Source organism: Rugamonas rivuli, assembly GCF_009380165.1.
In the GTDB taxonomy this organism is placed as follows: domain Bacteria; phylum Pseudomonadota; class Gammaproteobacteria; order Burkholderiales; family Burkholderiaceae_D; genus Rugamonas; species Rugamonas rivuli.
In genome coordinates, this window is record NZ_WHUF01000004.1 from 506,759 (window position 1) to 519,633 (window position 12,875).

Sequence of the window (12,875 nt, forward strand, 5' to 3'; positions counted from 1 at the left end):
ATAGTTCGATCGGGAGTTTCTAATTATGCAGCAGGAAATTCGCTTTGCCACTTTCAATGTTTGCAATCTTTCCCAGCCTGGGGCGAAATTGTACGACAATCTGCCGCCATTGACGCCGGCGGACTACCAAGCGAAAGTCCTGTGGACCGCGCAGCAGCTGGACCTGCTCGACGCCGACGTGGTCGGCCTGCAGGAAGTGTTCTCGCTGGCGGCGATGCGCGACGTGCTGGCCCACAGCAGCCGCTACCGCGAAGCCACGCTGGCCGGCTTCGACGCCGCGCCCGATCCGCACACCGGCGCCGCGCGCCTGCTGCCGCAGGTGGCGCTGATCTCGCGCCTGCCGCTGGCGCAACCGGCCGCCGAGTACAGCGCCTTCCCCGACGGCGTGGCGCTGCCGGCCGGCAGCCGCGACGCCGACCGCTTCGCCCGCGCGCCGCTGCATGCCCAGGTGCTGCTGCCGGACCAGCGCATCGTCGACGTCGTCGTGGTCCACCTCAAATCCAAGCGCCCCGACTACAGCAGCGGCGACGACTACGCCGACCCCTTGCTGTACGCCCAGGCCAACCTGCGCTCGCTGATACGGCGCGGCACCGAGGCGGTGGCCCTGCGCGCCCTGCTCAGCCTGCTCGAAAGCCGCGCGCGCCGGCCGCGCGTGGTGCTGGGCGATTTCAACGACACGGCCGACGCCGTCACCACCGCCATCGTCATGGGCTCCGGCGCGGCCGGCCTGCCGGGCGAGGAGCTGAGCGGCCGCATGTTCGACTGCAACCAGATCCAGCTGGGCCGCGACACCTTGCGCCACATCGGCTACACCAACATCCACGAGGGCCACTACATGACCATCGACCACGTGCTGGTGTCGGAGGAATTCAACCCCGCCTCGCGCTACGCGGTGGGCGAGGTGCTGGACGTGACCTATCTGAACGACCATCTGCTGCTGCACCGGCCCGAGGCGTCCGACCACGGCCAGGTACTGGTGCGGCTGCGCCTGTTCGGCGCGCGCGACCACGCCGGGGCGTAGTCAGCCGCCGTCCAGCAAGCCATCCAGGCTGTCGAGCCAGCCGTTCTGCCGCATATAGTAACCCTGCACCTGATGACAGCCGTGCTGCGTCAGGAAGCGCAGCTGCGCCTCGGTCTCCACGCCCTCCGCCAGCACCGTCAGGTCCAGACTGCGCGCCATCGCGATGATGGCCGTCACCACCGTCGGCGGCGTCGCGCCGTCGGCCGCGCCGTCGATGTCGCCGATGAAGGTGCGGTCTATCTTCAGCTTGTTGAAGGGATACTCGCGCAGGTGGCCGATGCGCGTGTAGCCGGTGCCGAAATCGTCGATCGCCAGCCGCACGCCCAGCTGCCGCAGCGCCCCCAGCGTGGCCGGCGCGGCGGCGCCATGCTGCATGATGACGGCCTCGGTCAGCTCCAGCTCCAGCAGCTCCGGCGCCAGGCCGGCCGCCGCCAGCGCCCGGTCGACGCTGACCGCCAGGTCTTTTTGCAGGAACTGCGTCGGCGACAGATTGACCGCCACCGCCAGCGCATGGCCGGCCTGCTGCCAGCGGCGCGCTTCGCGGCAAGCCTGCTCCAGCACCCACTGGCCGATCGGCACCATCAGGCCGCAAGCCTCGGCCACGGCGATGAAGCGCTCCGGCCGCAGCAGGCCCAGCGTCGGATGGCGCCAGCGCAGCAGCGCTTCCGCCGCCAGCGGCAGGCCGCTGGCGAGATCGACCTGGGCCTCGTACTCCAGCTCGAACTGGCGTTCGCGCAGCGCGCGCTGCAAGTCGTTTTCCAGCGCCGCCCGCTCGACGATCAGCGCATTCATCTCCGCGCTGAAGAACTGGAAGCCGTTGCCGCCGTTTTCCTTGGCGTGGTACATGGCCAGGTCGGCGTGGCGCACCAGGTTGTCGAGGTCGGCGCCGTCGTCGGGAAAGATGCTGATGCCGATCGAGGCGCCCACGTTCAGCCGGTAAGGCTCCAGCACGAATTCCTGGCCCAGCGTATTCAGCACGGCCGCCGCCACGTGGGCGACCTGGTCGATGCCGCCGATCTCGGGCAGGATGATGACGAACTCGTCCCCGCCCTGGCGGCTGACGGTGTCGACGCTGCGCACGCAGCCGCGCAGCCGCACCGCCACTTCCTGCAACAGCCGGTCGCCGACGTGGTGGCCCAGCGTATCGTTGATGTTTTTAAAACGGTCCAGGTCGAGGAACAGCAGGGCCAGCCGGCTGCGCCGGCGCCGCGCCACCGCCAGCGCCAGCGTCAGGCGGTCGAGTAGCAGCACGCGGTTCGGCAGGTCGGTGAGGAAATCGTGCTCGGCCAGGTGGCGGGTCTGCTCCGCCGGCCGGCGTCCGGCGACATCGGCCAGCAAGGCCAGATACAACACCAGCTGCTCGTGCTTGCGGGCCGAGATGTCGCGGATCGCCGCACACAGGTGCTGCGGGCCAAGAGCCGTCAACACCACGTCGGCCCAGAACTGGCGGCCGCCGCAACCCACCCAGCACCATTCGAAGCGGCGGTTGCCATCGCGCAGCGCGTCGGCCTGCAGGTCGGCCAGCGCGCGCGCCGACAGCACGCCCTCGGTCTGCTGCAATGGTGACAAATCGGCCAGACTGCGGCCCGGCAGCCGCTGCGGCCCGCCGCACTCGAACAAGGCCAGCGCTGCCGGATTGCAATCGACGACGCGGCCATCCTGCAACAACAGCAAGGCGTCGCTGGTGTGCTGGTACAGCGCGCGGTAGTCCGCACTCGGATTGTCGTCTGCTTGTGCCACGTGGCCCTCTCCGGCGTCGCGCCTTCTCAGGCCTTGCTCATTCTTGCCCTTGGGGCGGATGGCTCATTGACCTCCCTCAAACGCGCTCGATCCCGCGTTTTCGCAGTTCATCCGCATTTTCGCGCCGCCCATCGCATTTTTCTGGCGGTTCGCCTTGCAACTACCTAAAGTGACACCATGCGCAAATCAGCACAATCCTGCGCCGTGGCGACCTTTTAATAGAAGAACGATATGAAACTTGAAACCTTGCCCGTCTCCCCACAGCCCACCGCAAGCCGCAAGCGCTGGCGCAAACCCCTCGCAGTGCTGATCGTGATCGGCCTGGCCGGCGGCGGCTGGACCGTCATGCACGGCAAGAAGGAAGCGCCGCCCGCGACCGCGCAGGCAGGCAAGGACGACAAGAAGAAACAGGAAGTCTTCGAATTGGCCAGCGGCGATATCGCGGCCATCGATGCAAGATCATTGGCGGTCAGCTTGCCCTTATCCGGCTCGCTGGCGCCCCTGAGTTCGGCCACCATCAAGTCCAAGGTATCGGGCGTGGTGGAAGCCACCACGGTGCAGGAAGGCATGGCGGTGTCCGCCGGCCAGGTGCTGGCCCGCATCGACCAGTCCGACCTGCGCGCCCGCCTGCAACAGCAGCAGGCCATGCTCGACGAAGCCCAGGCCAAGCTGTCGCTGGCGACCAAGAACGAGTCCAACAGCGGCGCCCTGCTCAAGCAGAAATACATTTCGCAAAACGCCTACGATTCGACGCAGAACAGCGTCGACCTGGCGCGTGCCAACGTCAAGTCGGCCGCCGCGATGGTGGAGATCGCCCGCATCGCGCTCAATGACGGCGTGATCAAGGCGCCCATCAGCGGCGTGGTCAGCAAGCGCCACGTGCAGGCAGGCGAGAAGCTGGCGCCGGACATGCCGGTCTACAGCATCGTCAACCTGGCCGAACTGACCTTGGAGGCGCAGGTGCCGGCCTCGGAAATCCCGCGCGTGAAAGTGGGCCAGGACGTCAAGTTCAAGGTCGACGGCTTCCAGGGCCGCGCCTTCGCCGGCAAGGTGGCGCGCATCAACCCCGCCACCGAAGCGGGCTCGCGCGCCATGCTGGTCTACATCTCCGTCAAGAACGAGGACAGCGCGCTGCGCGCCGGCATGTTCGCCAAGGGCAGCATCGTCACCGACCGTTCCGCCGTCATGCCCATCGTGCCGCTGCCGGCGCTGCGCACCGACAAGGGCCAGCAGGTGGTGTACAAGATCGAACAGGGCAAGGTCATCGCGCAGCCGGTCAAGCTGGGCCTGCGCAACGAGGACGAGGGCTATGCCGAAGTGGTCGAAGGCTTGCAGCCGGGCGCCAGCGTCATCGTCTCCAAACTGGACAGCGTCAAGCCGGGCAGCCAGGTCAAGCTGCCGGTGAATGTCGCCACGCCGGCGCAGCCGCCGAAGTCCGCCATGCTGGCCCAGAAGGACTAAATCATGTGGATCACTAAAACCAGTATCCAGAACCCGGTCTTCGCCACCATGGTGATGGTGGCGCTGGTCGTGCTGGGCCTGTTCTCCTACCGGGGACTGGGCCTGGAGGCCATGCCCAACGTCGACATTCCCGGCGCGCTGATCGAGGTCAACTATCCGGGCGCGTCGCCGGAGGCGGTGGAGAACGACATCACGCGGCCGATGGAAGACGTGGTCAACACCGTCAGCGGCATCAAGACGCTGCGCGCCAATTCGTGGGAAGGCCGCGCCGGCCTGTACATCGATTTCGAACTGTCCACCAATATGGACAAGGCGATGCAGGACTTGCGCGACAAGGTGGCGCAGGTGCGCCCACGCTTCCCGAAAGAAGCCAAGGATCCGTTCATCGTCCGCTTCGAAGGCGAGAACAGCCGCCCTATCGCGCAGATCGGCCTGACCGCCACCGACCACACGCTGCGTGAACTGTCGACCATGGCGGACCAGCTGATCGGCAAGCGCTTCCAGGGCGTGGCCGGCGTCGGCCAGGTGCGCCTGAACGGCACGGCTTCGCGCCAGATCCTGATCAGCCTGCGTCCCAACGACCTGACCGCGCAGGCGATCGGCGTCGATGAAGTGATCGCCGCGATCCAGGCCACCAACACCAACCTGCCGGCCGGTTCGATCAGCTACGGCGCCACCGAACAGCTGGTGCGCATCGAAGGCAAGATGAAGGATGCGCGCGACTTCAACAAGATCATCGTCGCCCGCCGCGCCAACGGCCCGGTGTTCCTGGAGCAGGTCGCCACGGTGATCGACGGCGCGCAGGAAGAGCTGTCGGTCTCACGCCTGAGCGGCAAGCGCGCCGTCACCATCGACATCACCAAGGTGCAGGACGCCAACGTGGTCGAGGTGGGCCGCCGCATCCAGAAGGTCGCCGCCGATCTGCAGAAGACGCTGCCGGCCGACATCACGCTGACCGTGCTCAACGATGAATCGCTGAAGGTGCAGAGCCAGCTCGACAACGTGAAGGAAACCATCATCGAAGGCGCGGTGCTGACGATGATCATCGTGTTCCTGTTCCTGCACTCGTGGCGCTCGACGATCATCACCGGCCTGACCTTGCCGATCTCGGTGATGGCCAGTTTCATCGCCATGAAATTCTTCGGCTTCACGCTGAACTTCCTGACGCTGATGGCGCTGTCGCTGTGCATCGGCCTGCTGATCGACGACGCCATCGTGGTGCGCGAAAACATCGTGCGCCACCTCGGCATGGGCAAGAACCACCGCCGCGCGTCGGAAGACGGCACCAACGAAATCGGCCTGGCCGTGATGGCCACCACCTTCGCCATCGTCGCCGTGTTCATTCCGGTGGCCTTCATGCAGGGCATCATCGGCCGCTTCTTCCTGCAGTTCGGCGTCACCGTCGCGGTGGCCGTGCTGGTGTCGCTGTTCGTCAGCTTCACGCTGGACCCGATGCTGTCGTCGGTGTGGCCGGACCCGGTCAAGGACCGCTTCAAATACGTGCCGTGGCTGGGCCGCTTCATGCACTGGCTGGAAGGCGGCGTCGAAGCGCTGCACGTGGTGTACGGCAAGGTGCTGGCCCTCGCGCTGCGCTGGCGCAAGCTGACGCTGGCCTTCGCCGCCGCGCTGTTCGTCGCCAGCCTGATGCTGGTGCCGATGATAGGCGGCGAGATGTTCCCCGACCAGGACAATGGCTGGATCAACCTGCGCATGAAGACCCCGGTCGGCTCCAGCCTGGAATACACCGACAACAAGGTGCAGCAGGTTGAGCAGGCGCTGAAGGAGTTCCCTGAAATCGCCAACGTGATCTCGGTGGTCGGCACCCAGGACGGCCGCAACACCGCGCAGATCGACATGAAGCTGCAGGACCGCAAGACCTACAAGCGCCGTACGCAGAAGCAGCTGGAAGGCGCGGTGCGCGCACGCCTGAGCAAGATCGCCGGCATCACCATGTCGGTGGGCTGGAAGCCTATCTTCATCGCCATCCTCGGCACCGACGAAGGCAAGCTGGACGCCGTGGCCCACCGCCTGATGGACAAGATGCGCAAGATCAAGGGCGTTGCCGACCTGGAGTACAGCCAGGAAGGCGCCAATCCATCGACCACGGTGAAGATCAACAACGAGCTGGCCAGCGACCTTGGCCTGACGGTGCAGCAGATCGGCACCGCGCTGCGGCCGTTCGTGGCGGGCGACACCACCAGCCACTTCCTGGCCGACGATGGCCAGAACTACGACGTCAACGTGCAGTTGCCGAAATCGGGCCGCCAGAAGATCGCCGACCTGGCCGACCTGTCGCTGGCCTCCAGCAAGCTGGGTCCGGACGGCCGTCCCGTGATGGTGCCGCTGCGCCAGGTGGTGGACTTCGTGCCGTCGTTCAGCCCGCAGGTGTTGAAGCGCCAGGCGCTGCAACGCCGGGTGGCGGTGTACGCCGCGGTCGAAGGCCGTCCAAGCGGCGACGTCGACAGCGACGTCAAGAAAGCCATGAAGGAAATCGACTTGCCGGCCGGCGTGCGCTTCGACGTTGGCGGCAATGCGCAGGACATGGAAGAGAGCATGTCGTCGGCCATGATCGCGCTGGGCATCGCGGTGATCTTCATCTATCTGGTGCTGGCGTCGCAGTTCGGCAGCTTCCTGCAGCCGGTGGCGATCATGATGTCCTTGCCGCTGTCGCTGATCGGCGTGCTGGTCGCGCTCTTGATCACGGGCAGCACGCTGAACATCTTCTCGGTGATCGGCTTCATCATGCTGATGGGCCTGGTGACGAAGAACGCGATTCTGCTGGTGGACTTCACCAACCACGCGCAGCGCGGCGGCATGGGCCAGCGCGAGGCCATCATGTCGGCCGGCCAGGTGCGGCTGCGTCCGATTGTGATGACGACGTTGGCGATGGTGTTCGGCATGCTGCCGATGGCGATCGGCATGGGCGACGGCGGCGAGACGCAGGCGCCGATGGGCCGCGCGGTGATCGGCGGGGTGATCACCTCTACCCTGCTGACCCTGGTGGTGGTGCCGGTGGCCTACACCTACCTGGACAGCCTGGGCAAGCGTTGCGCCCGCTTCTTCAAGGGCAAGGCGCACGAGGAAGAAGCCGCGCTGCAGGACGCCATCGAACCGCTGCACGACATCAAGGCCCGCAACGAAGTGGCGTAATCGGGATCTACAACGCAAAACCGGGCTGCATGCCCGGTTTTTTTTCGTGCTTACTCAGCGGCGGTATCGCCGTCGGCGGCATCGTCGCCATCGGCTTCATCGAGCTCGCCTTCCTGGGCCAGCCCGGGATTCTGCTTCAGCTCGGCCTTGCGGCGGGCTTTTTCATCCGCTTTCTTTTTCTTTTCCAGCTCACGCTGCCGCTTTTCATACGCGAAATTTGTCTTTGCCATTTGCCACCTCTTCTTTATACGGTTCGATTACCTGCCCACATTATGACGCACTTACGGCCGACGCAAGTTTTTCAGCCGCGAGGATGATGTTGCGCATGCAAATGCTTGAGCCGCTCACGGGCGACGTGGGTGTAGATTTGGGTCGTCGAAATATCCGAATGGCCCAACAACAACTGTACCACCCGCAGGTCGGCGCCGTGGTTGAGCAGATGGGTGGCGAAGGCGTGGCGCAAGGTGTGCGGCGACAGCGGCGCCGTGATGCCGGCCTTCAAGGCATGTTTTTTAATCAAGACCCAGAACATCTGCCGCGTCATCGGCCCGCCGCGACCGGTGACGAACAGCGCGTCGTCGACCTGGCCGTTGAGGATGATGCCGCGCGCGTCCTTGACGTAGCGCTCTATCCACACCCGCGCCTGCTGGCCGAACGGCACCAGCCGCGTCTTCGCGCCCTTGCCGGTGATACGCAGCACGCCGTCGTTCAGGCTCAGCTCCAGCAGCTTGAGCGTGACCAGCTCGGACACCCGCAAGCCGCTGGCGTACATCAGCTCCAGCATGGTGCGCTCGCGCAGGCCCAGCGGCGTGGCGACGTCGGGCGCGGCCAGCAGCGCCTCCACTTGAATTTCGCTCAAGGTGTGGACGAAGCGCGCCGGCTGTTTGGCGGATACCAATTTGAGCGTCGGATCGTCGGCGATGCGGCGCTGGCGCAGCAGCATCTGGTAAAAACGCCGCAGCACCGACAACCGCCGGTTGGACGAGGTGGCCTTGCCGCTGTCCTGGTGGCGGGCCGCGATATAGCCCTCGATATCGTGGGCGGCGACGGCCGCCAGCCCGGCCACGTCCGGCCGCTTCTTCTCCAGCCAGGTGGCGAACAGGCGCATGTCGCGCCGGTAAGCTTCCAGCGTGTTCTTCGACAGGCCGTCCTCCAGCCACAGGCTGTCGCAGAACTCGTCGATCAGAGCAGTGTTGTCTGTTGCCATGCGTATTCGCTCGACCCTTCGTGCGCCAGCAGCCAGCGCTTGATGCCCAGCAGGTAGCCGTTCGGGTCGTCGCTGTTGGCGAAGCCGCCCAGGCCGGACGAGGACGTCACGCGGTGGCAGGGTATCACCACCGGAAACCAGTTGGCGCCGCAAGCCTGGCCCACCGCGCGCGGCGCCGAGCCGATGTGTTTGGCCAGCTCGCCGTAGGTGCGCACGCTGCCGCGCGGGATCGAACGGATGGCGTCCCAGACCTTGTGCTGGAACTCGGTGCCGGCGCGCTTCAACGGCAGGTCGAAGACGAAGTCGGCATCCTCGCAATACTTGCCCAGCTGCTCAGCCGCCAGTTCCGCGACCGCGTCCTGCGGCGCTTTTGCATCAAAATGGGGCGGCAGGTAACAGAGTTCGGTTATCAGACCACCTGCCGTGCGCACGCCCAATTTTCCAAGCGGCAAGTCCAAGACGGCTGCGAACAATTCATGCTGCTGTTGTATTTTCATCACACCCTACGCACCAAAAAGACCGGCTGAAGTTGTCGAAATGCACCATTTTGTTGCATTCGAACTACATTAAAAAAACCACACGATTGCATTGTAAGTCCGCGCCGGAAGAGGCAGCGATACGGCAGGCAAAAAAAAACGCACCTCGCGGTGCGTTTCCAAATCCTGCTTCACGTTCCCGGTCGTTTGCCTGTCCCCGTAGCACGCTTGTGGCGGCCTTCAGCGACTATAACAACGACATTCTGTAAAACGTGCGTCTCCTCGATCTATTGCCGGTATTCAGTACCGTTTCTCTACACACTCCCCACCTACAATTCTGGGCTCTTGCTACCGGGTCGCATATCGATATGCACTTCTCCCTGAGAGCGACGCAATCATAACGTATCTATTTGGCTTTTTCTCTTTTTTTTTCGGCCAGCCGGACCCCTTGCTTTAAACGTGAAACAAATTTGACGCATCTCAAGAGAGTTGTGGTATTGCGCATGTTGTTGGCAAAAGACCTAGTAGTACCCCTCATTGCTAGTCTCCCCGCAAACCGATAATTTAGGCGAAAATGCCGGATTTCCTGGCATCAATAAACCCTAGAGACAAACCATGTTCACAAAACTACTGGACCATCTGGAGGAGTGGATCATCACCTTCCTGATGGCAGGGGCCACCCTGATCATTTTCCTGTCCGTGGCGCACCGCTACGGCACCGGCCTGCCGATCCCGGGCGTCCAGGATTACCTGCTGTCGCTGCACTTCGAGTGGGCGCAGGAACTGGCCATCATCATGTTCGTGTGGATGGCCAAGTTCGGCGCCGCCTACGGCGTGCGCATGGGTGTGCACGTCGGCGTCGACGTGCTGGTCAGCCGCCTGCCGGACGCCTGGCGCCGCCGCGCCACCTACGTCGCGCTGGCTTGCGGCATGCTGTTCACCGGCATCATCGGCACGCTGGGCCTGACCTTCGTGTGGGAAAACGGCCTGCACTACGCCCTGTTCAACAAGCTGGGCATGGATATCAGCGCGCTGACCGAAGGCCCGACCACGCCCGACCTGGAATGGCCGACCTGGTTCATCTATTCGGTGGTGCCGATGGGTTCCTACCTGATGTGCTTCCGCTTCATCCAGGTATCGCTGGTCTACTGGCGCACCGGCGAGATGCCGCACCAGGACGAATCGCACGTCGAAGGCCTGGACGATGCCGAAGATGACGACATGTTTGCCGTCGCCCACCCAGCCCCAGCCCACGGAGGTGCCAAATGAGCGGCGCAGCGATCAATCAAGTCAATGTGATGTCCAAGAAACGCGCCGCCACCTGGCTGATCGGCATCGCCGCCATCCTGCTGGCCGTGTGCGTCATCGGCGGCAAGGTCGGCATCGTGTTCGCGCTGTTGCTGGCGCTGATGTTGACCGGCATCCCGGTCTCCATCGCGCTCGGCCTGACGGTGCTGATGTTTATGTACCTGCTGACCCACGTGCCGGTCGAAGCGGTGGCGCTCAAGCTGTTCAGCGGCATCGAGAAGTTCGAGATCATGGCCATCCCGCTGTTCATCCTGGCCGGTAACTTCCTGACCCACGGCGGCGTGGCCAAGCGCATGATCAAGTTCGCCACCAGCCTGATCGGCCACTGGCACGGCGGCCTGGCGCTGGCCGGCATCATCGCCTGCGCCATGTTCGCGCTGGTGTGCGGCTCGTCGGTGGCGACGGTGGTGGCGATCGGTTCGATCATCCTGCCGGCCATGGTCAAGCAAGGCTATCCGAAGCGCTTCGGCGCCGGCGTCATCATCACCGCCGGCTCGCTGGGCATTTTGATGCTGCCGTCGATCCCGAAAGTGATCTACGCGATTTCCACCAACACCTCGATCGGCGCGCTGTTCCTGGCCGGCCTGTTCCCCGGCATTCTGCTGACCGTGATGCTGTGCACCACCACCTGGGTGCTGGCCAAGAAGAACGGCTACCCGCGCATGCGCAAAGCCACCTGGGGCGAACGCGCCAAGGCCTTCAAGGACAGCGTGTGGGGCCTGATGCTGGTGGTGATCATCATCGGCGGTATCACCAAGGGCATCTTCACGCCGACCGAAGCGGCGGCGATGAGCGCGGTGTACGCCTTCCTCATCTCGGTGTTCGTCTACAAGGACATGCCGCTGAAGAAGACGCCGGAAGTGCTGAAGAAGTCGGCCAGCCTGAGCGCGATGCTGCTGTACATCATCACCAACGCCGTGCTGTTCTCCTTCCTGATGGCGCACGAGAACATCCCGCAAGCGATGGCGGACTGGATTCTGGCCAAGGACCTGGGCCAGGCCGGCTTCCTGTTCTTCACCAACATCCTGCTGCTGTTGGCCGGTAACGTGATGGAGCCGTCGTCGATCATCCTGGTGATGGCGCCGATCCTGCACCCTGCCGCGATCCGCCTGGGCATCGACGCCGTCCACTTCGGCATCATGATCGACGCGAATATGGAAGTGGGCCTGTGCCACCCTCCGGTCGGCCTGAACCTGTACGTGGCCAGCGGCATCTCGAAGATGAGCATCTCCGAGCTGACCGTGGCCGTGATGCCGTGGCTGCTGACGATGCTGGTGTTCCTGGTGATCGTGACCTACTGGCCGGGGCTGTCGTTATGGCTGCCCAAGGCGATGGGCTTGATGTAATAAAAAAAGGAGGCCAGATGGCCTCCCTTCTCATTTGAAAAACGAGCTAAATTATTTAGCTGCTTCCTTGTTGATCGCCGAGATCAGATCCTTGCCGATACGGCCTTCCATATCCTTCTGCACCGGCAGCAGCGCCTTGCGCCAGTCGGCCTGCTCTTTCACGCTAGGCGTGTAGATCTCGGTCTTGCCGGTCTTTTTGATCGCTTCCAGCGCCAGGTCGTTGTCGCGCTGGGCGATGGCTTTTTCAAACGTGGTGGCATCCTTCATCGCCTTGTCCAGCGCGGTGCGGATGTCGGCCGGCAGGCCGTCCCAGAACTTCTTGTTGACGATAACCGCATAACCCAGGTAGCCGTGGTTGGACACCGTCACATGCTTCTGCACCTCGTGCATCTTCTGGGTGTACATATTCGATGGCGGGTTCTCGGTGCCGTCCACCACGCCGGTTTGCAGCGCCTGGTACACCTCGGAGAAGGCCAGCACCTGCGGGTTGGCGCCCAGCGCGCGCATCTGCGCGTCCAGCACCTTCGACGACTGGATGCGCATCTTCAGGCCTTTGAAATCGGCCACGTTGTGCAGCGGCTTGTTGGCCGACATGACCTTGAAGCCATTGTCCCAGAACGCCAGGCCGGTGATGCCCTTAGGTTCCAGCTTCTTCATCAGGCTCTTGCCGATTTCGCCTTCGGTGACGTTATACAGCGCGGTCTTCGACGGGAAGATGTACGGCAGGTCGAACGCTTCGAATTCCTTCACGCCCAGCGGGCCGAATTTGGCCAGCGACGGCGCCAGCATCTGCACGGCGCCCAGCTGCAGCGCTTCCAGTTCTTCCTTGTCCTTGTACAGCTGGCTGTTCGGATAGACTTCGACCTTCACGCGGCCGTTGGTGGCCTTCTCGGCCAGCTGCTTGAAGCGCTCTGCGGCCTGGCCTTTCGGCGTGTCAGTGGCGACTACGTGGCTGAATTTGATGACGATAGGGGCCTGGGCGTAGGCATTGATGCTCAGTGCCGCAGTAACGGCCAGCAGGGCGATTTTCAGTTTCATGGAGTCTCCAGAAGGGATTTAAAATACGGTATTGTTCTAGTTTGACCGATTCTCACCAAAAGTAGCAAGTACGGCTACTGTGGAAAACCACAATGGTGCCAGCCCTCCAAGGCTTTAACCTGACCTCC

Annotated in this window: 10 protein-coding genes; 5 read left to right on the top strand and 5 right to left on the bottom strand. The window is 63.7% G+C overall.

What is annotated here, in order from left to right; genetic code table 11:
• Positions 1-25 precede the first annotated feature (25 nt).
• Complete coding sequence (locus GEV01_RS17235; protein ID WP_152806622.1) at positions 26-1,021, top strand: endonuclease/exonuclease/phosphatase family protein; 996 nt, start codon at positions 26-28, stop codon at positions 1,019-1,021.
• On the opposite strand, the gene GEV01_RS17240 is transcribed toward GEV01_RS17235, so the two are convergent.
• Positions 1,022-2,761 carry a putative bifunctional diguanylate cyclase/phosphodiesterase gene (locus tag GEV01_RS17240; RefSeq protein ID WP_328595538.1) on the bottom strand — a complete coding sequence of 580 codons (1,740 nt, stop codon included), beginning with the start codon at positions 2,759-2,761 and terminating at the stop codon, positions 1,022-1,024.
• 231 nt (positions 2,762-2,992) lie between these two features.
• Between GEV01_RS17240 and GEV01_RS17245 the strand changes: the two genes are divergently transcribed.
• Both GEV01_RS17245 and GEV01_RS17250 read left to right on the top strand, forming a co-directional pair.
• Positions 2,993-4,222, top strand: a complete 1,230-nt coding sequence (locus GEV01_RS17245; protein WP_152806624.1) for an efflux RND transporter periplasmic adaptor subunit — start codon at positions 2,993-2,995, stop codon at positions 4,220-4,222.
• 3 nt (positions 4,223-4,225) lie between these two features.
• Positions 4,226-7,372, top strand: a complete 3,147-nt coding sequence (locus GEV01_RS17250; protein WP_152806626.1) for an efflux RND transporter permease subunit — start codon at positions 4,226-4,228, stop codon at positions 7,370-7,372.
• Between the two features lie 50 nt (positions 7,373-7,422).
• Here the strand turns inward: GEV01_RS17250 and GEV01_RS17255 are convergent, their stop codons facing one another.
• The 3 genes from GEV01_RS17255 to GEV01_RS17265 all read right to left on the bottom strand — a co-directional run bounded on the left by GEV01_RS17255 (position 7,423) and on the right by GEV01_RS17265 (position 9,076).
• Positions 7,423-7,602, bottom strand: coding sequence for a hypothetical protein (locus GEV01_RS17255; protein WP_152806628.1), 180 nt, complete (start codon positions 7,600-7,602; stop codon positions 7,423-7,425).
• Positions 7,603-7,673: 71 nt separating this feature from the next.
• Entirely contained in the window at positions 7,674-8,579 is a 906-nt protein-coding gene (xerD, locus tag GEV01_RS17260) for a site-specific tyrosine recombinase XerD (RefSeq protein ID WP_152806630.1), read from the bottom strand.
• Positions 8,555-9,076 (bottom strand): methylated-DNA--[protein]-cysteine S-methyltransferase, encoded by a 522-nt coding sequence (locus GEV01_RS17265; protein WP_070270712.1) that lies wholly within the window; start codon positions 9,074-9,076, stop codon positions 8,555-8,557. Before GEV01_RS17265 ends, xerD begins: the two co-directional genes overlap by 25 nt.
• A 594-nt stretch (positions 9,077-9,670) precedes the next feature.
• Between GEV01_RS17265 and GEV01_RS17270 the strand changes: the two genes are divergently transcribed.
• Both GEV01_RS17270 and GEV01_RS17275 read left to right on the top strand, forming a co-directional pair.
• Positions 9,671-10,324 (top strand): TRAP transporter small permease, encoded by a 654-nt coding sequence (locus tag GEV01_RS17270; RefSeq protein WP_152806632.1) that lies wholly within the window; start codon positions 9,671-9,673, stop codon positions 10,322-10,324.
• A complete protein-coding gene (locus GEV01_RS17275; RefSeq protein ID WP_152806634.1) occupies positions 10,321-11,709 on the top strand; it encodes a TRAP transporter large permease in 1,389 nt (462 codons plus the stop codon). Before GEV01_RS17270 ends, GEV01_RS17275 begins: the two co-directional genes overlap by 4 nt.
• 51 nt (positions 11,710-11,760) lie before the next feature.
• Here the strand turns inward: GEV01_RS17275 and GEV01_RS17280 are convergent, their stop codons facing one another.
• Positions 11,761-12,747: a TRAP transporter substrate-binding protein gene (locus GEV01_RS17280; RefSeq protein ID WP_008451911.1), complete on the bottom strand. Its 987-nt coding sequence runs from the start codon at positions 12,745-12,747 to the stop codon at positions 11,761-11,763.
• Between the last annotated feature and the right edge of the window lie 128 nt (positions 12,748-12,875).

What these genes read in the sequence shown, in the direction of transcription:
- GEV01_RS17235 (WP_152806622.1), top strand. Translation starts at nt 26, where the DNA reads ATGCAGCAGGAAATTCGCTTTGCCACTTTCAATGTTTGCAATCTTTCC.
- GEV01_RS17270 (WP_152806632.1), top strand. Translation starts at nt 9,671, where the DNA reads ATGTTCACAAAACTACTGGACCATCTGGAGGAGTGGATCATCACCTTC.
- GEV01_RS17280 (WP_008451911.1), bottom strand. Translation starts at nt 12,747, where the DNA reads ATGAAACTGAAAATCGCCCTGCTGGCCGTTACTGCGGCACTGAGCATC.
- GEV01_RS17255 (WP_152806628.1), bottom strand. Translation starts at nt 7,602, where the DNA reads ATGGCAAAGACAAATTTCGCGTATGAAAAGCGGCAGCGTGAGCTGGAA.
- GEV01_RS17245 (WP_152806624.1), top strand. Translation starts at nt 2,993, where the DNA reads ATGAAACTTGAAACCTTGCCCGTCTCCCCACAGCCCACCGCAAGCCGC.
- GEV01_RS17265 (WP_070270712.1), bottom strand. Translation starts at nt 9,076, where the DNA reads ATGAAAATACAACAGCAGCATGAATTGTTCGCAGCCGTCTTGGACTTG.
- xerD (WP_152806630.1), bottom strand. Translation starts at nt 8,579, where the DNA reads ATGGCAACAGACAACACTGCTCTGATCGACGAGTTCTGCGACAGCCTG.
- GEV01_RS17250 (WP_152806626.1), top strand. Translation starts at nt 4,226, where the DNA reads ATGTGGATCACTAAAACCAGTATCCAGAACCCGGTCTTCGCCACCATG.
- GEV01_RS17275 (WP_152806634.1), top strand. Translation starts at nt 10,321, where the DNA reads ATGAGCGGCGCAGCGATCAATCAAGTCAATGTGATGTCCAAGAAACGC.